We start from the raw sequence: 17,909 nt of genomic DNA on the forward strand, positions 1-17,909 counted from the left end.
TAAGATTACTTTCCTGCTTTAACTGACTCTTTGATTGTTACAAGAGACTTCTTTGGTCCTGGAACAGCACCCTTTACTAAAAGCAGATTGTTTTCAGCATCAACACGTACAATCTCAAGATTCTGGATTGTAACTCTGTTTCCACCCATCTGACCAGGCATACCCTTGCCCTTGAATACACGGCTAGGTGATGAACAAGCACCATTTGAACCCTGGTGTCTGTGGAACTTAGAACCGTGAGCCATAGGACCTCTGTGCTGGCCTAATCTCTTGATAGCGCCCTGGAATCCTTTACCCTTTGATGTAGCTGTTGCATCAACCTTGTCACCAGCCTCAAAGATATCAGCCTTGATTTCCTGAGCAAGTGCATAATCTGCACAATTATCAAATCTGAACTCTCTAACAAATCTCTTTGGCTCAACTCCAGCCTTATCGAAGTGACCCTTCTCTGGCTTGTTTACGCCATTACGATGAATGATTTCTTTGCGTCCGTTAGCATCTTTGTTAACAAGCTTAACCTTCTTGTCAATAAAGCCTACCTGAACTGCATCGTAACCGTCATTCTCTACTGTCTTGATCTGTGTAACAACACAAGGACCAGCAGAAAGAACAGTTACAGGAATAAGCTCGCCGCCTTCTGAGAAGACCTGAGTCATTCCGACCTTTGTAGCTAAAATAGCTTTCTTCATGTTTCTTACCTCCATTTTCTACAGCGGAACGCTTCGTGCCCTATTAATAATATAGAGTGGGTAGCGGAACCGTTCATCCTAGAACAGTGTCATATAAGTGGAACTAGATAAGAAATCTAAGTTGCTTCTATATAAAACCATCTTGGATGTTAACTTGATTAAATGAACTCACAATGTGACTCGCCATCATAATTCGCTTCGCGAATGGGCTCGTCGCTGTTCACGATTTTCCGCGTTACACTAGAAAATCCTGAAATTACTTGTTCTTGATGCTGATTTCAACACCTGCTGGCATTTCTAACTTAGAAAGTGCTTCAACAGTCTTCTGTGTTGGATCAATGACATCAATCAATCTCTTATGAGTTCTCTGCTCGAACTGCTCACGAGAGTCTTTGTACTTATGTACGGCTCTAAGAATTGTAACAACTTCCTTCTTTGTTGGAAGAGGTACTGGACCACTAACCTGTGCTCCGTTCTTCTTAACAGTCTCGATGATTTTCTTGGCAGATGAATCTACTAACTCATGATCATAAGCCTTGAGTGTGATTCTCATAACTTGATTTGCCATAAAAAAAGTCTCCTCCTTTTTCGTTTTTCTAGACTTCTGAAAAATCGAACAAGTGGCGACTGTACACTTACCCGTGTGTTTCATGTATCAACTTTTAAAAAGTGATTCAAGCTCTCACACGTCGTTTCCGCAAAGCGGACGGTTTTCTGTTGTACAGTGACTTGTCGTCAGTTTCCTAACTTGACATTCGCTCCACGGAAAACCAACCTGAGTAACTAGGTTGCAACCTCACGCTTCATAGCTATCATGTCACAGCAAGTAATAATATACACGCTAAAGGGGATACATGCAAGAAAAAGATAAAAATAATTGTATTTTATTTAGTACAATCTTAAAAACCTCTAAATATTGTGGTTGAAATGATTTTTTTAGACTAGAAGTCATTGAAGATTAATATTCTTTCAGTATAATAGTCGGAGTGACAATAAAAATCAACACCTCATTCGACCTTCGGGCGCCTTCTCCTCTTGGTGAGGGCTGGGGAATATAATAGAAAGCAAGGTGTATTATATGCAAGTAGCAAATAATTGGAAAGATTACGAAATAATAGATTGTAGTTCAGGCGAGAAACTTGAGCGCTGGGGAGAATACATTCTCCTTCGTCCTGATCCTCAGGTAATTTGGAATACAAAAAAATCATCTCCTTATTATAAGAAGCTAAACGGACATTACCATCGTTCAAACAGAGGTGGCGGTGAATGGGAATTTTTTGATTTGCCAGAGCAGTGGACAATCAGCTATCCTATTTGCCAGCACGAGCTTACATTCAATATTAAGCCTTTTGCTTTTAAGCACACAGGTATCTTCCCTGAGCAGGCAGTTAACTGGGATTGGTTTTCTTCTATTATAAATAAGGAAATAACAGAAAAGAACCGTCCTGTAAAAGTACTTAACTTATTTGCCTATACTGGCGGAGCAACACTTGCTGCTGCAGCTGCAGGAGCTCAGGTAACACATGTTGATGCGTCAAAAGGTATGGTTGGTTGGGCAAAAGAAAATGCCATCTCCTCAGGATTAGGTGATGCACCAATCAGATGGCTCGTTGACGATTGCCGCAAGTTTGTTGAACGTGAAATTCGTCGTGGCAACAAATATGACGGTATCATCATGGATCCACCTTCATATGGAAGAGGTTTAAAGAACGAAATATGGAAAATCGAAGATGATATTTTCCCATTCATTGAACTTTGCGAGCAGATACTATCTGAAGATGCTTTATTCTTCCTTGTTAATTCATACACTACAGGCCTTCAGCCAGCAGTTTTAAACTATATGATTAGCACTGCTCTATTAAAGAAACATCCTGGTAAGGTCACTGCTGATGAAATCGGCTTACCTGTATCAGAATCAGGGCTTGTTCTCCCTTGCGGTGCAAGCGGCAGATGGACTAGAGAATAAATCACACTATATTATAGAAGGAACACTAAAAATATGACAAAGAGAACTATGGCAAATCCACTGGGTACAGAGCCAGTAGGAGTGCTTCTCAAAAGATTTGCAATACCAAGTATTATAGCAATGCTCGTTGGTTCACTTTACAATATGGTGGATCAGCTGTTTATCGGAAACTTTGTAGGACCTTTAGGAAATGGTGCAACCAACATCCAGTTCCCACTTTCCATACTAAATGTTTCCATAGCTTTGTTATGTGGAATCGGATCAGCCTCTACATTTAACCTTGCTATGGGGCGTGGCGAGACAAAAAAAGCTGGTTATTATATAGGAAACGCCGTTACTGTAATGATTCTTGGCGGGCTATTGCTTACAGCCATTACAGAATTATTCCTTGAGCCTATCCTTATTGGTTGTGGCGCAACAGAAAACATTCTTCCATATGCGGCTGAATACTCTAAAATCTGCGCACTTGGATATCCATTATTTATCTTATCCGCTGGTGGTGCTCATATTGTTAGAGCGGATGGTAGTCCAAACATGACCATGGCAATCAATATGACCGGTGCCATCATTAACACAATACTTGATTTCTTGTTTGTAGCAGTATTTGGTTGGGGCATGACTGGTGCCGCTGTTGCCACCATAATCGGTCAATATGTTGCAGGTTTTATGGTTCTTTTCTATCTTACAAAGTTTAAAACCGTTAAATTAGAAAAGAAACATTTTGTACCTAGTCTTCATAATATAGCCGCTATCACATCACTTGGTGCAGCACCATTTATAAATCAAATTGCTATGATGCTAGTACAAATCGTAATGAATCACGTTATGGGCCACTATGGTGCACAATCAATATATGGTTCTGATATTCCTATCACATGCGCAGGTATCATATCAAAGGTAAATGGAATCTGTTTCTCATTTGTAATCGGTATATCACAGGGATTGCAGCCTATTATCAGTTTTAATTATGGTGCTAGACAGTTTCAACGCGTAAAAGACGCATATCATCTTGCCATCAAGCTTGCATTTTGCATCACAATGGTAAGTTGGGCTTGTTTCCAATTATTCCCACGCCAGATTGTGTCAATATTTGGATCCGGAGATGAGTTATATTTTTCATTCTGTGAAAAATACTTTAGAATATTCCTCTTTGGAATATGGACAGCTTTCCTACAGCCTTTATCATCCAATTTCTTTACATCAATTGGAAAGCCATACAAAGGTATATTTATGTCTCTTACAAGACAGGTATTATTCCTTACACCGCTCATCATATTCTTACCTATGATTTTTGGATTCAATGGAGTACTTTATGCCGGCCCTATCGCCGATGCACTTTCATTTATAATATGTTTTATCCTTGTACGCATCGAGTTCAACCGTCCTGAATTTAAACAGATTTAAAATAAGCCGCCTAGCAACATTTGCTAGACGGCATTTTTATTATCTTCACATATCAATTATTTACATATAATCTGATTTCTGCCAGACTCCTTTGCTGCATATAGATTTGTATCAGCGCGATTAAGAGATTCATCGGTAGACTCTCCTGGCACAAGTGCAGTTATACCAAAACTCATTGTAACCTGCTTATCAGTCTTTGGTATATAAATCGTCCGAACATCATCCAGAATCATCGATAGTTCTCGATTGGCAATATCCAATTCTCGGTTTTCAAAGATTAACAAGAACTCTTCGCCGCCCCAACGAGCCACAAAGCCTTTTCCTGTCATTCCCTTTTTGAGCTTATCCGCCACGGATTTTAGTATAACATCACCCATTTCATGTCCATAAGTATCGTTTACTTTTTTAAAAAAATCGATATCGCCAATGCACACGCAATATTTCATTCCCATTTCTACTGCCTTAATTCGGATTTCTTCAAGTTTCTTATCGGCAGAGCGTCTGTTATTTAGCTCAGTTAGAGCATCAAACTCTACAAGCATCTTCAAGGCTTTCGCCATCTTTTTACCATCAGTAGCAAGACTCTTTATTTCATCATCGGTGGCCATTAATTCTCTTGGCATTTCTGAATCAAATTCACCATTAGCAAGCTTATTCATGTATCGATCCATATTATGGATTTTTTCAGCCAGCTTACCATTGAATTTAACCATAATAAAACCAAAGAATAACGCTACAACTATGCATACTCCCACAACGGGTAAAACATAATGGAATACCTGCTGTTGAACATCTGCTCCAGAACGACAAACAGCAATCATTCCTATGACTTTATTGTTTTCATCAAAGAAAGGTTTGTAGTATGCAAAGCTCTTGGTATCGTGAACTATTACGTTGTCATAGAAAGCTGGTTGACCTCCTTCTATGACATCTTTCTTTACAACTGTAGCAGCTTTTGTACCCACCGCATTATTACCATTTTCATCTACCAAAGTAGTGAGCAATCGTGTATCGTTGTAGAATATCGAGACGTCAATATTTTGAATACGTGAAAGCTTAGACATAAGAGTATCTTTGCCATTTAAAAGCTGCTCGCCTTTGTAGATCTCGTAATCATTTTCGCCTTCACCTTCTTCAATATGAAACTCACCTTCATAAAACTCATCAAAAATAAACCCAACCAGTTCTGCATCATGTATCAGTTCAGCTTTAATCTGATCAGTGATAGACTTTTGCACTATGCTTGCACTGATTGCCACAATAGCAATTGTCATGAGCGTCAGAGGCACTAGAGTTATTTTTAGCATTTGCTTTTTTAAACTGTTTTTCATATCTGCATTAGCCATACGAATCTCCTTATTATCAAATGCACCTATGTATATAATACTTCAACTCCAAGGAGAAATGTAAGAATTTACAGTGAACAACTAAGCTTACTGAATCAATCATTCTAATATTAAATTTCTAAAATCTGAATATCCTCCTATTTCTCGCGTAGGGTAAGAAAAAATACCTAAACGATATCCAACAAAAACATCTAATGTAAATTCCATATCAAGGCTTTCATCCATAGCAATAAATTCTTTTCCATCACAAGAATAGTAAAAATAAGCCTTATCATTATTTTCAAAATCAAATACTATTCTTAGCCAAAAACTTTTGCAATTAAAGCCCTTAATCTTAAAACAATCAAATCTCCTTTCAGTCCCATCAAACAGCTTAAATAATATATAATGCCTTCCATCATCCTTTGTAATACCAATCATTCCATAATGGCCCATAAATGCACTAATTCCCGCAACATCTCCATCCTTTAGATTAGAAAAATCTCCTTCTATCGTATATACGGATCTAGGCAAAACTGTTCTTTGAGTCAAAGTATTTCTAGCCGTCAATAAGGAATCTGCAATTACGGTATTTACTAATCTTAGATATCCCCTTCTTTCAGTAAAAGACCAGGCACTATTAATAGGATTATGATTCCATTGAAATTGAACAGGTAATTCATTCTTAGCGTAATCAAAGGAATCACTTACGGCAATAGGTGCCACTTGATATTCAGGAGTAGCTATTTCAAATGTCTTTGGAGCCTTACCATCTATACCAATTATAGGCCAATCATTTTCCCACTTCATTGGAATGAGATAAGGAATCCTACCTATTCCACCGTGATCCTGAAATAACATACTGTACCATTTATTATCATAACCTTCTATAAGCACACCTTGAGCAATACCGCGGTTATTATCTTCCATATCATCATCGAAAATAATTCGTCTTTCAAATGGTCCTTCTAAGGATTTTGACCTATAACATATTTCTCTTCGTCTTTCATTGCCATGCCCCTCCTTTGGCCATTCAATAAAACAAAGATAAATATAATCATTTCTAACATAAGCTCTACATCCCTCGCATCGAAGCATAATTCCATCTTCTGCGCCAGGAGTAGAAAACAATAGCTTATTTAACCCATCCTTTTTTATACCTGTTAGCTGTTCATTTAGTTCAGTTATATATATGTCGCCATTACCATATACTAAAAATGATCGATTTTCCCAAAACAGAAAACTCATATCATGATATATTCCATCAAGCACATGCTGGTTCCAAAATGATTTTTCTATATCATCTGACGAATAGATAAAAGTCTTTTTCAAATCATTGCATACAAATGCCCCATAAAACCTGCCATCATTGTAAGCCAATGATGTAGCCCACTGGCCTGCTCCATAAGCATTTTTACCATTCTTTAGACTATAAATATCATTATCAGCAATTGTATCAAAAATATACGAAACTATTTCCCAGTTCTTTAAATCCTTAGACCTAAGTATTGGCCCCCCAGGCATAAAAAACATAGTGGTGCTGACCATATAGTAATAACCATTAGCCTTAATCACGTCCATATCTGGCATATCCATTTTTAATAAAGGGTTTGATATTTTCATAAATAATCTCCACACTTTCGCATATATTAATCAACATTAGTTATAAAACTAACACTATAATAGTATCATTCATAAAAACTCCAATAACACCCGTAAACTATGAAATACAACCAGAATATTTAAATGGATTCTCGTTAGACTGTTGAAATTCATCAAACGGCATCTTCACATTATCCGGCATCAATTCTTCATCTTCAACATTGGTAGCCATCTCATTCGTATTAACAGCCGACTTTTGAACTGCAGTCCCATCATCTCCAACTGCTTGCCTTTTGATGATACAACTTCTGTATTCATCAGATACTCTAGTATAGCCATAATCATTATTCCCTAAAAATATATTTTTGCAACAAGCAGTGCTGCTGTACGAACTCTTACTATAAGAATTATAAATAATGGCTTTTCTCCATAGAATTCTTACCTCAATTTACCACTGCATTTACTACTATCTGCTTTTACAGTGGTAACGGATGGCTGATTTTACCACTGCATTTACCCATGCCTGGTTTTGCAGTGGTAATTGGTGTCTGTTTTTACCAAGACAAGTTTTTACATTATGGCATAACAAAAGAGCAAGCGATTTACGCCTGCCCTTTTGCTTTGAAGGATTAAGTTAAGAAAAAGAAAGTTACTTGTTGCGGCGTGCCTTTACAAGAGCAAACACCGACTGAAGTATAATGAATACGCAAAGGAGAGCTGCTGTTGCAATATTAGCCCAGCTTGATAAAAGCTTTCCGTTTGTGTTTACAAGCACTGTAATAGTACCGTTGATAAGTACACCAAATAGTGAACCAATAACATTACCTACACCACCAGTTAGGAGAGTTCCACCAATGACAGCAGATGCAATTGCATCCATCTCAAGGCCCTTGGCCTGGTTAACTGAGCCTGACATTGTGTTTAAGCAGTATAGAATGCCACCGATTGAACATAATAAAGATGAAAGGATGTGTGAAAGCATCTTTGTCTTCTTTACATTAAGTCCCATCATAGTTGCTGATGTCTGATTACCACCTACAGCATATAGGTTTCTACCGAACTTTGTGTACTTAAGCATTAAGAATATAAGGATTAATACCACTAATGCTATAACTACTGTTGGTCTCATGTAAGGTACAACAACCTTACCATGCTTATTTACCTTACCTAAAAACTCAGGAAGATTGATTTTTGCATTAGCCCATGAATAGAATACTGGGTTATCTGCCTCTGTAATTGAGATCTGGCCAGAACAGATAACTGCTGTCATACCTCTTGCAAAGAACATTCCTGCCATTGTTACAATGAATGGCTGAATCTCTAAATAACCTACTAAGAATCCTTGTACTGCACCAAACACTAAACCAATAAAGAGTACAAGTAATACCATTGGAACCGCACTCATATGCCATGTTGTCATGCCAAATACTAAGAGCATACAATCCATAGCGATAACTGAGCCAACCGAGATATCAATTCCACCAGTCAGCATAACGCATGTCATTCCACAGGTTACACAAACTAATCCGGCATTGTTAATAAGTATGTTTAAAAATGTCTGTAAATTTCCAAAGCCCTTATCCTGATAAATGACACATCCAACGATGTACATGAATATGAAAAGTGCAATTGTAATGAAAATTAAGACTGTGTTTGAATCTAGTTTTCTCTTTGTCTTCATTATGCTGCCTCCTTTATCTGAGCCTTCTGGGCCTTTCTTGCTGCCATGTAAGCCTTGAATGCAGGAGCCTGCACTACTACGATTATGATAACGATGATTGCCTTAAACACTGGTGCTTTATCTGTTGATACACCCATAGCAAGAAGAGTTGTTGTGATTGCCTGGATTGTGTATGCACCGATGATTGAACCAGCAAGATTAAACTTACCACCACCAAGTGAGTTACCACCAAGAGCAACTGCAAGGATCGCATCAAGCTCGTAGTTAAGACCAATATTATTTGAATCCGCTGAATAGATTCTTGAAGAAGCAACGATACCTGCAATACCTGCACATACACCGCAAAGTAAGTAGCAGATAAAGCAAATTACATCTGAATTAATACCAGAAATTCTAGCTGCTCTACTGTTAATACCAACTGACTGAATATACAAGCCAAGAGCTGTCTTTCTAAGAAGTATAGCTACAACAGCGATTACGATTGCCGCTACAAATAATGGGGTTGGTATAGGACACTTAGGGAAGAAGTTTCCTAAATACTTGTATGGCTCATATCGTATATACGTAATCTGATTGTTGCAAAGTAATAATCCAATTGCTCGTGCTGCTGTGAACAGAATCAAAGTAGCAACCATTGGCTGAATTTTTAGTTTTGATACCAGGGCTCCGTTAAATGCTCCGCATACACCACCCATAAATATACCAAATAACATTCCAACTCCCATTGGAACCATGAGTGTTGTAACTGAGTTGTTGCCATAGCCTGCAAGTAACATACAGCAGCTACATGCTGATAATGACATTACTGAACCAACTGAAATATCTGTTCCGGCAGATACAGCAACTACAAGTGTCTGTCCTACTGCAAGGATAGCGATTTCTGAACCACGGTTCAAAATATCAATTATACGTCCAAACAATACACCATCCTGAATCTTAATAGAAAAGAATGCAGGGCTCTTAACCAAGTTAATTAAAAGCACCAGAATCATACAAAAGATTGGTAGGAATAGTGGTTGTTTTGTTAGTTTCTTAAAGTTTTCCATTATTCTGCACCTCCTGCGATGGCTGCCATTACTGATTCCTGAGTCATCTCGCCTGAGATTTCACCTACCTGTGCACCATCACGCATTACGTACATTCTTGTGCATGTACGAAGCATCTCCTCAATTTCTGATGAAATGAATACGATACTCATTCCCTCTTCCTCAGCAAACTTTAATGCAAGCTTCTGGAATTCTGTCTTAGTACCGATATCAATACCACGAGTTGGCTCATCCAGAATCAAGAAATCAGGATGTGTACATAGCCATCTAGCAAGAATTACCTTCTGCTGATTTCCACCTGAAAGCTGATTAATTGGTGTTTCACGAGATGCTGTTTTAATTTGAAGCATATCGATAAACTTGTCAGCTATTTCATTTTGTTTTGATACAGGAATCTTTTTGAACATTCCATTTCTAGCCTGCAGGGCAAGAATAATATTCTCCCTAACTGATAGATCTCCGATACATCCATCGGCCTTTCTATCATCTGGCAAATATCCCATACCAGCCTTGATAGCATCAAGAGGTTCTTTAATATTAATCTCTTTGCCATTTACCTTTAGAGTTCCTGTCTGAGCCTTGTCAGCACCGTAGATACAGCGCACCATTTCTGAACGACCAGAACCCAAAAGACCAGTAACACCGACAACCTCGCCTTTTTTGATTTGGAAATCAAATGGCTTGATTGTTCCCTTGTGGCTAAGTCCGCTAGCCTCTACCACAACTTCTTGAGATGTGTTTGCCACACCTTCTTTTTTGATAGATGCCAAATCATCAAAATCCTTACCAAGCATTGCCGCTACAAGCTTGACACGAGGCATTTCCTCTACAGTGTACTCTCCTGCAAATTCACCATTTCGAAGTACAGTGATGGTGTCGCACACTTCATATACCTGTTCAAGGAAATGTGTTACAAATATAATTCCAACTCCCTTTGATTTAAGATCTCTCATTACTCTAAAGAGCTTTTCAACTTCGTTATCATCAAGTGAAGATGTTGGCTCATCTAAAATAAGTACCTTACAATCCATATCTACAGCTCTTGCTATTGCAATCATCTGCTGGATAGCAAGAGAATAATTTTCAAGAGCAATTGTTACATCAATATTAATATCAAGACCATCCATTATTTCTTTTGCACGCTTGTTCATTGCACGCCAATCGATGGTTCCAATTTTTGTCTTTGGTTCTCTTCCTATAAATAAATTTTCAGCAACAGTAAGATTAGGACATAGGTTTACTTCCTGGTAAACTGTTGCAATTCCCTTTTCTTGAGCTTCTAAAGTTGAGTGGTTAACAACAGGGCCTTCCACTCCTGCTACATGAATTTCGCCCGCGTCTAAAGAATACACGCCTGTCAAAACCTTAATTAGTGTAGATTTGCCGGCACCATTTTCTCCCATAAGTGCGTGAATTTCGCCCTTGCGAAGAGTAAATTGTGCATGATTAAGTGCTTTTACACCAGGAAAGGATTTGGATATCTCTCTCATAGTAATTAACAAATTTTCATCCATATTCTTTCTCCACTTTTCTAAATATTACGCCAGTTACGGCCACAAGCCTAATATTTCCCCGCTCGACCAGAACGTCTCGCTATGGAAATATTAGAGCTTGATGCCTACTGGCTCACTCTATGAGAAGATAATTATTTCTTCTCACCCTTTCTTAATATTAAAGGGAAGGAATATTCCTTCCCTTATTACTAATCGTTACGAACGATTTAATACCTTTTAGTATGAAGCCTGTGAAGCTGCATCTGTTACTACAACAAGTTCCTCTGTTACTTCTTCGCCTGCATTATTTGTGTATGTAATGCTATCAAGAACATCTTCTGCAACATACCATGGCTCTGTCATGAATGTCTGCTTTGCAACTGTCTCGCCCTTCTCTAACTGCTGAACGATTGCTGCACAATACTCACCCTGAAGTGGGTAGCACATGAAGTCTGCATTGATATCGCCTGACTGTACATACTCAAGACCAGCCTTGCAAGCATCGAATGAGATAAGGATTACGTCCTTGTCAACACCATAAGAAACACCAGCTGCCTTCATAGCATCCATAGCACCAAATGCTTCGTTATCATTCTGGCAAACAACTACGTTGAACTTACCTTCATAAGACTTGCAGTATGATTCCATAACCTGCTGTCCACCATCCTGTGTGAAGTCACCGTCCTGAGAATCAATAATCTTCCAACCTTCTGCATCAGCGATCTTCTTAAATCCATCTGTACGTCCGATCTGAGCTGAAGAACCATTTGATCCCTCGATTACAAGAATGTTAAGATCCTCGATACCCTTAGCTGCTGCATAATCCTTTAACCATGTACCAGCTGCAAGACCTTCGTTCATGAATTCTGAACCAACCCATGAAACATATTTGTCACTATCATCAATTGTTCTATCGATTACGATTACAGGAATACCTGCATCCTCGCACTCTGTAAGAACTGTATCCCAACCTGTTGAAACGATTGGATCGATTACGATGTAATCAACATCATCCTGGATAAACTGTCTAACTGCTTCAATCTGCTTAGCTGAATCGTTATCGCAGTCAACAAATTCAAGGTCATAACCATTCTCCTCTGAGAAAGCTGCCTGAACTGAATTTGTAGAAGCTGTACGCCAATCAGATTCATGTCCAACCTGTGCAAATCCTACTGTGATTGCATCCCCACTTGCTGCAGTGTCACCGCTTGCCTCTGTAGTTGTTCCGTCCCCTGCGTCTGCTGCATCACCAGAATTTGAATCTGCTGCACCACCACAAGCAACTAACGATGTAGCCATAAGGCTCACGAGCAATCCTGCTACTAATCTTTTTTTCATAAGGTTTCTCCTTCCTTCTCCTCTCCCAGTTCTGCTGGGCTTTTGTTTTCTGTAATTAATGTATCATTCAAAAAGATTAGCAACAATGAAATCGAAAGAAATAAATACCTTTCTAAAATCACGATAATACCAATTTTTGTAGTTTCTAATTTTTGCATACCAATTTTATTTTTTTATTGAAACATCGTTTCAAAAGGTGAAAATTTTTAGTCTCAATTGTGAAATTCTTATGATTGGTATGTTTTCACTTTTTCCAAAAAACATACCAATTTTCGCAGAAATGTGCTACCATTTTGTGTATAGAAGGTGAAACTATTATAAAAAAGGGGAATAATTTTATGATTCCAAAGTATATTAGAGTAAAGGATAGTATTAATTTAGATATTACAAATAATAAATATCCTATCGGTTCAAATCTGCCTACCGAAATTGAGCTTGCGAAAATATATGATGTGAGTCGCTCTACTATCAGGCAGGCATTAGAGCTTCTCTGCGAGCAGGGTATCATTTCTAAACATTGGGGCAGTGGAAATGTTGTCAGGGCTAAAAAAGAAAATACCAAAGACAAAACTGTCATGATTCTGCTACCTGATACCAAATCAAGCGAATCACAGCGCTTTATTTCTGATATCACATCAACACTTGCCAAAAATGGCTATCAGCTTGAGGTCCACGAAACAGGTAACAGCTTTCAAAGGGAGCGTCAGCTTCTACTGTCACTTTTAAATGATGTTTATGGAGGGCTTATTATTTCTATTGCCCACTCCAATACTCCATCGCCAAATGCTGATTTATTACAGCTGCTACTCAAAAGATTGTTACCAATTATATTTGTAAAAAATGCTCCTACTAATATATACAATCCTTGTATCGTTAGATACGATTCCTATGACAAGGGATATCAGATGGCACGTTCATTAATAAACGCAGGCAACAAAAAGCTGGGTGGCATTTTTATAAATGATGATGCCAGTTCTCTACTTTCTTTTTCAGGCTTTATTGATGCAATCCGTGATGCTAATCTAGAGATAGTGGACAACTGCTTTTTATTCTGCAACTCTTCTGATCCGGTGGGAATCAACAGTCGTTCCACAACTACTATCAACCGCTTTTTGAAGAAAGCCTACGATAGTGTTTCTGCTGTCTACATAGACGATGACAGATTATCAAGCGAAGGAATGTATCCTCTCTATAATTGCGCCCTTACCCCTTCAAAGTCCATTGGTAAAGAATGCGCAAACGCAATACTTGCAATAAAAAAGAATGGTAATTTCAAACCAATTACCATTCCTTATAAAAACTAATATTTTCTACTCTTTATAAAATCTTCACTGAGGTTATCTTTGGTGTAGCAATTTTCTTCAATGTATGTAATCTTTGGGACCATTTTTCCGGCATTTAACATTTCTACTATATTTAGCAAATATGGTCCCTGAAGAGGATTGCACTCTACAATACAGCTTATCTGCCCATTCAAGCACATTTCAAGGGCAGAATTTGTTGCATCAAAAGATACGACTGTAATCTGATTACCATCACCATAATGGATTCCTATCTCATTTAATGCAGCTATGGCACCCATGGCCTCTTCATCATTTTCACAATAGATTACATCTATAGTTTTTGGATCAACCTCCTCAAGAGTTTTTTTCATTATTTCTCTGGCCTTCGCCTTTGTAAAATCACCGCACTCCTGAACGATTATATTCCAATTGTCATGCTCTTCCACCGCTTTTTCCAATGCCTCTGTTCGGCCTAGCTGCGCAGAGGAATCTAAGGTTCCCTGAATATGAACAATATTTAAATCCTTGTATGTTCCCTCTTCCTCTAAATAATACTTATCCTCGATATAGGAAATTGCTTTTTCTCCCTCTGCCTGGAAGTCAGAACCTACAAAAGCGGTATACAAAGATTCATTTGATACAACTACATTTCTATCACATATAATCACAGGAATCCCAGCCTGTTTTGCCTCTGATAAAACCGTATCCCAGCCTGTCTCAACAATAGGGCAGATTATAATATAATCTACTCCCTGTTGGATAAATGTACGAATATCACGAATCTGCTTATCCTGCTTTGACTGTCCATCCTTGTATATAAGCTTATAGCCTCTGGCTTCTGTGAACACCTCTTTCACTGAATCTGTAAGGGCTACTCGCCATGCTGATTCTGCGCCAGGCTGAGAAAAGCCTATTACAATCTGGTCTGAGTTTTCCTCAATTTCACTTGTTGCGCTATTACTTTTTCCACAACAAACACAACTTATCGCCAGTATGATTGCAAGAATACTTCCAAGTACTTTTCTATATCTAAACATTAAATAATCACCTTCTCATTTTGCTTTTGCTTTGGTATTACAGCTGTAATTGTGGTTCCCACACCTTCTGTACTTGAGATAGTCAAACCGTACTCTTCTCCAAATAGGAGCTGCATTCTTTCATGAACTGTCCTTAGACCAAAGCCGATTTTTTCTCCAGTCTCAATGGCGTGGTTCATCTCCTTCAATCTTTCTTCTGTCATGCCCGCACCATTATCCCTGACAATAAGCTCTATTTTGTCATCCATGTCAACAGCTTCCACAACAATCTTACCTTTTTCGCGCTGTAATTTAATTCCATGATAAATGCTGTTTTCTACTAAAGGCTGCAATGTAAGCTTCGGTATTGAATATGGATAAAGGCTCTCAGGAATCTTCACCTCATAATCCATTCGATCCTGATAGCGAATCTTTTGAATGGCAAGGTAGCTTAATACGTGCTTCTCCTCTTCCTGCAAAGATATAATATCCTTTCCTCTGCTGAGACAGAATCTAAAGAAATCAGATAATGCGCTTACCATGTTTATGCTTTCCTGCTTCTTATCAGCCTCAATGAGCCATATAATTGTATCCAGCGTGTTGTAAAGAAAGTGAGGATTTATCTGAGCTTGTAGCAGTTCCAGTTCCGCATGGCGTTTTCTTCGCTCAGCTCTCTTGTTTTCATCAATAAGGGAGCTTAGCTTTCCTGCCATATCCTCAAATCCATCTGAAAGCTTTTGTATTTCTATTTCAGCCGCTTCTACAGGCTCCTTGGCATTGAAATCTCCTCTGGTGATATCTTCCACTCGGCCTGTAAGCTTGGTCAAAGGAGATGTGATGGTATCAGTCATCTTTGCAACATAGGTGATGATAGATATGGTTACAAATATGATAAGTACGATTACCGAAAATACGATATATTCTACCTGCTTTGCTATTTCCGTTTGAAACTCACTTAGATGAACAGCTTCATAATACAGATAGTCATACATATATGTCTGAATCAAATCGGTAAGAATATAAATATTATTCTCCAATTGAATCATTCTTTCATCGTAGCTGGAGACGTTATCAATTTCCTCCATTCGCTTTTCAAGTGTAATACACAGGTCGCGCACGGATTCTATTGAATCAATACTGTCTTTTTCGGTGGTATGCTCCAATAATTGTTCCGCCAGCTTTCTAGCATTTTCTACCTCTTCAATTGGCATTCCATCAGCATAGGCACTATCGCTAACGTAATAAAACATCTTTAAATCTATGTCATCTTTAAAGTTCTGGTTGAAAGCAGATGCCGATGTGACATTTGAAAGTATCGTTCTATATTGAAAAGAATACCAACATAAGATACCTATGAGTATCGCAATTACGATACTCATAGGTACTAGAATTACTGCTATAAGTCTATGAAGCATGCTGCTCATAGTATATTTTTGTTTTTTCCCAATCTCTTTATTTCTCATTAGTCTGTTCCTTCATGCGATATTCCTTTGGACTCATTCCAAAGGTCTTTTTAAATATATAGCTAAAGTAATGAGGGTCCTTATAGCCCACCTGCTCTGCTATGGATTGGGATTTATCTTTTGTGCTTACAAGCAAATGCTTTGCCTGTTCCATTCTTTTTGATGTCATGTATTCTACAAATGTTGTCTTGGTTTCTCTAGAGAACATTGCAGACAAATAGCTAGGTGAAATATTCACAGCCTTTGCCACCTCATTAAGACTGAGGGATGAATCGGCATAGTGTTCGTTAACATATATCATTGCCTCAGACAGCTGTGACTTTGACTGATTTCCAAGCTTATTCTTTCTTGTGGAAATGGTTAATCGATACATTTCAGTCACAAGTGGAATGACACTTTCAGCAGTAGCTGCCTCAAGTTCTAGTCTTATCCTTGCTGGAAGGATTTTATCAGGATCCATATCAAGCCTCTTGAGATAATCGCAAACACACATGAACATTGTCATGGCAAAATATCTGCAAAACAGGCTTGAGTTTAACGCATTCTTTGTCTGAGCACTTACAAGATTATCTAAAAATCCTTCTATCTCAGATTCTTCTGCATTTTCCAAAAACAGCTTTACCAAATGCTGATCTACTGTGGCATTATTTTCTTCACCCTTGGATTGGATAGCCTGAATATTATCGTCTGTAAAAATATGAGTGTCAGGCTCCATATATCTGCAGCTGAGCCTCTTGCTGGCACGTCTATATGCTGCAGCAAACTCAGAAAGTCTTGTAATAATATCACTTTCTGCAAGATACCAGCGAATCTCATCATCGTACACCATACAGCGACGTTCGATATTCTCTATTAAATTCTGTGTGTGCGAAATGATAGTGGTCTCGTCACCCTTTACAATTATTGCATAGGTATCTGTGCTTGTATGAAAAACATCATATTCCGGACAGCACTTCAGATACTGCATCAGCTGATCTGAAAGCCTTGCCATATGTTTAGAATACACAGGCGCAGTAGTAACCTCTGTCATTGGTGTAAAATCCAATAACACTAAATTGTAATGTGTTGCATTTAAAGCTAAACCAAGCTCTGCTGATTTTTCGTAGACCTCTGAAACAGACATTGCGCCGCTTACCATTTGATTAAAGAATTTAACTCTGGCAAACTGCTCGTACTCCTGACTTTCAGCTTTGAACTGTTCTAGATATTTATCTCTTTCATTTTCCTTATCCAGCTTATTTCTTGCTTCAGACATTACATCACCAAGCTTATCCTTAGTGATAGGCTTTAGAATGTAATTATCAACTCCTATATTGATAGCTTCCTGCGCATAAGAAAAATCATCAAAACCGCTAATGATAATAACCCTGGTGTTAGGCAGCTCCTTCTTTATCATTCTGGACAAAGATATCCCGTCCATAAATGGCATCCTAATATCAGTTATTAAAACATCCGGTTTTGTCTGTCGAATGAGTGGCAATGCCACCTCCCCGTCAGCAGCATCACCTACGTATGCAAAGCCATACTCTTCCCATGGAAAGCTGGCCTTCAAACCGTCTCGGATAACAATTTCATCCTCAACTAAAAAAACACTATACATTAT

General features: G+C 38.3%; 15 protein-coding genes. 3 read left to right on the forward strand and 12 right to left on the reverse strand.

Features of this window, described 5'->3' with window-relative positions; all coding sequences use genetic code 11:
- Positions 1–5: 5 nt before the first annotated feature.
- Together rplC and rpsJ are read right to left on the reverse strand one after the other, a co-directional pair.
- Entirely contained in the window at positions 6–689 is a 684-nt protein-coding gene (rplC, locus tag T498_RS0101725; protein WP_028234430.1) for a 50S ribosomal protein L3, read from the reverse strand.
- Positions 690–945: 256 nt separating this feature from the next.
- Positions 946–1,257, reverse strand: a complete 312-nt coding sequence (rpsJ, locus tag T498_RS0101730) for a 30S ribosomal protein S10 (protein ID WP_015548360.1) — start codon at positions 1,255–1,257, stop codon at positions 946–948.
- A 510-nt stretch (positions 1,258–1,767) separates the two neighbouring features.
- Here rpsJ and T498_RS0101735 point away from each other — a divergent pair.
- Both T498_RS0101735 and T498_RS0101740 read left to right on the forward strand, forming a co-directional pair.
- The gene (locus T498_RS0101735; RefSeq protein ID WP_028234431.1) at positions 1,768–2,655 is read left to right on the forward strand and encodes a class I SAM-dependent methyltransferase; all 888 of its coding nucleotides are present in this window, start codon (positions 1,768–1,770) and stop codon (positions 2,653–2,655) included.
- Positions 2,656–2,688: 33 nt separating this feature from the next.
- Complete coding sequence (locus tag T498_RS0101740; protein WP_028234432.1) at positions 2,689–4,059, forward strand: MATE family efflux transporter; 1,371 nt, start codon at positions 2,689–2,691, stop codon at positions 4,057–4,059.
- Between the two features lie 56 nt (positions 4,060–4,115).
- Here the strand turns inward: T498_RS0101740 and T498_RS16030 are convergent, their stop codons facing one another.
- The 7 genes from T498_RS16030 to T498_RS0101775 all read right to left on the reverse strand — a co-directional run bounded on the left by T498_RS16030 (position 4,116) and on the right by T498_RS0101775 (position 12,544).
- Positions 4,116–5,405: a diguanylate cyclase domain-containing protein gene (locus tag T498_RS16030; RefSeq protein WP_051524531.1), complete on the reverse strand. Its 1,290-nt coding sequence runs from the start codon at positions 5,403–5,405 to the stop codon at positions 4,116–4,118.
- A 99-nt stretch (positions 5,406–5,504) separates the two neighbouring features.
- Positions 5,505–7,007, reverse strand: coding sequence for a glycoside hydrolase family 43 protein (locus T498_RS0101750; protein WP_028234433.1), 1,503 nt, complete (start codon positions 7,005–7,007; stop codon positions 5,505–5,507).
- A 180-nt stretch (positions 7,008–7,187) separates the two neighbouring features.
- Complete coding sequence (locus T498_RS16990) at positions 7,188–7,325, reverse strand: hypothetical protein (RefSeq protein ID WP_155951001.1); 138 nt, start codon at positions 7,323–7,325, stop codon at positions 7,188–7,190.
- 310 nt (positions 7,326–7,635) lie between these two features.
- Complete coding sequence (locus tag T498_RS0101760) at positions 7,636–8,667, reverse strand: ABC transporter permease subunit (protein WP_028234434.1); 1,032 nt, start codon at positions 8,665–8,667, stop codon at positions 7,636–7,638.
- Positions 8,667–9,713 carry an ABC transporter permease gene (locus tag T498_RS0101765; RefSeq protein ID WP_028234435.1) on the reverse strand — a complete coding sequence of 349 codons (1,047 nt, stop codon included), beginning with the start codon at positions 9,711–9,713 and terminating at the stop codon, positions 8,667–8,669. Before T498_RS0101765 ends, T498_RS0101760 begins: the two co-directional genes overlap by 1 nt.
- Positions 9,713–11,227, reverse strand: a complete 1,515-nt coding sequence (locus tag T498_RS0101770) for a sugar ABC transporter ATP-binding protein (protein WP_028234436.1) — start codon at positions 11,225–11,227, stop codon at positions 9,713–9,715. Before T498_RS0101770 ends, T498_RS0101765 begins: the two co-directional genes overlap by 1 nt.
- 216 nt (positions 11,228–11,443) lie before the next feature.
- Complete coding sequence (locus tag T498_RS0101775; RefSeq protein ID WP_028234437.1) at positions 11,444–12,544, reverse strand: ABC transporter substrate-binding protein; 1,101 nt, start codon at positions 12,542–12,544, stop codon at positions 11,444–11,446.
- Positions 12,545–12,882: 338 nt separating this feature from the next.
- On the opposite strand from T498_RS0101775, the gene T498_RS0101780 reads away from it, so the two are divergent.
- Positions 12,883–13,848: a GntR family transcriptional regulator gene (locus tag T498_RS0101780; RefSeq protein WP_028234438.1), complete on the forward strand. Its 966-nt coding sequence runs from the start codon at positions 12,883–12,885 to the stop codon at positions 13,846–13,848.
- On the opposite strand, the gene T498_RS0101785 is transcribed toward T498_RS0101780, so the two are convergent.
- Genes T498_RS0101785 through T498_RS0101795 form a run of 3 tightly spaced genes read right to left on the reverse strand, consistent with a single transcriptional unit; the run spans position 13,845 to position 17,906 of the window.
- Positions 13,845–14,864, reverse strand: a complete 1,020-nt coding sequence (locus T498_RS0101785; RefSeq protein WP_028234439.1) for an ABC transporter substrate-binding protein — start codon at positions 14,862–14,864, stop codon at positions 13,845–13,847. The genes T498_RS0101780 and T498_RS0101785 overlap by 4 nt on opposite strands.
- Entirely contained in the window at positions 14,864–16,306 is a 1,443-nt protein-coding gene (locus T498_RS0101790; protein ID WP_028234440.1) for a sensor histidine kinase, read from the reverse strand. Before T498_RS0101790 ends, T498_RS0101785 begins: the two co-directional genes overlap by 1 nt.
- The gene (locus T498_RS0101795) at positions 16,296–17,906 is read right to left on the reverse strand and encodes a response regulator transcription factor (protein WP_028234441.1); all 1,611 of its coding nucleotides are present in this window, start codon (positions 17,904–17,906) and stop codon (positions 16,296–16,298) included. The genes T498_RS0101790 and T498_RS0101795 overlap by 11 nt, the downstream gene beginning before the upstream one ends.
- Between the last annotated feature and the right edge of the window lie 3 nt (positions 17,907–17,909).

It is taken from the genome of Pseudobutyrivibrio sp. MD2005, assembly GCF_000621865.1.
GTDB lineage: Bacteria > Bacillota > Clostridia > Lachnospirales > Lachnospiraceae > Pseudobutyrivibrio.

Bases quoted from the DNA above. Each gene is read 5' to 3' on its own strand.
- rplC (WP_028234430.1), bottom strand. From the start codon at position 689: ATGAAGAAAGCTATTTTAGCTACAAAGGTCGGAATGACTCAGGTCTTC.
- rpsJ (WP_015548360.1), bottom strand. From the start codon at position 1,257: ATGGCAAATCAAGTTATGAGAATCACACTCAAGGCTTATGATCATGAG.
- T498_RS0101735 (WP_028234431.1), top strand. From the start codon at position 1,768: ATGCAAGTAGCAAATAATTGGAAAGATTACGAAATAATAGATTGTAGT.
- T498_RS0101740 (WP_028234432.1), top strand. From the start codon at position 2,689: ATGACAAAGAGAACTATGGCAAATCCACTGGGTACAGAGCCAGTAGGA.
- T498_RS16030 (WP_051524531.1), bottom strand. From the start codon at position 5,405: ATGGCTAATGCAGATATGAAAAACAGTTTAAAAAAGCAAATGCTAAAA.
- T498_RS0101750 (WP_028234433.1), bottom strand. From the start codon at position 7,007: ATGAAAATATCAAACCCTTTATTAAAAATGGATATGCCAGATATGGAC.
- T498_RS16990 (WP_155951001.1), bottom strand. From the start codon at position 7,325: ATGGCTATACTAGAGTATCTGATGAATACAGAAGTTGTATCATCAAAA.
- T498_RS0101760 (WP_028234434.1), bottom strand. From the start codon at position 8,667: ATGAAGACAAAGAGAAAACTAGATTCAAACACAGTCTTAATTTTCATT.
- T498_RS0101765 (WP_028234435.1), bottom strand. From the start codon at position 9,713: ATGGAAAACTTTAAGAAACTAACAAAACAACCACTATTCCTACCAATC.
- T498_RS0101770 (WP_028234436.1), bottom strand. From the start codon at position 11,227: ATGGATGAAAATTTGTTAATTACTATGAGAGAGATATCCAAATCCTTT.
- T498_RS0101775 (WP_028234437.1), bottom strand. From the start codon at position 12,544: ATGAAAAAAAGATTAGTAGCAGGATTGCTCGTGAGCCTTATGGCTACA.
- T498_RS0101780 (WP_028234438.1), top strand. From the start codon at position 12,883: ATGATTCCAAAGTATATTAGAGTAAAGGATAGTATTAATTTAGATATT.
- T498_RS0101785 (WP_028234439.1), bottom strand. From the start codon at position 14,864: ATGTTTAGATATAGAAAAGTACTTGGAAGTATTCTTGCAATCATACTG.
- T498_RS0101790 (WP_028234440.1), bottom strand. From the start codon at position 16,306: ATGAGAAATAAAGAGATTGGGAAAAAACAAAAATATACTATGAGCAGC.
- T498_RS0101795 (WP_028234441.1), bottom strand. From the start codon at position 17,906: ATGTATAGTGTTTTTTTAGTTGAGGATGAAATTGTTATCCGAGACGGT.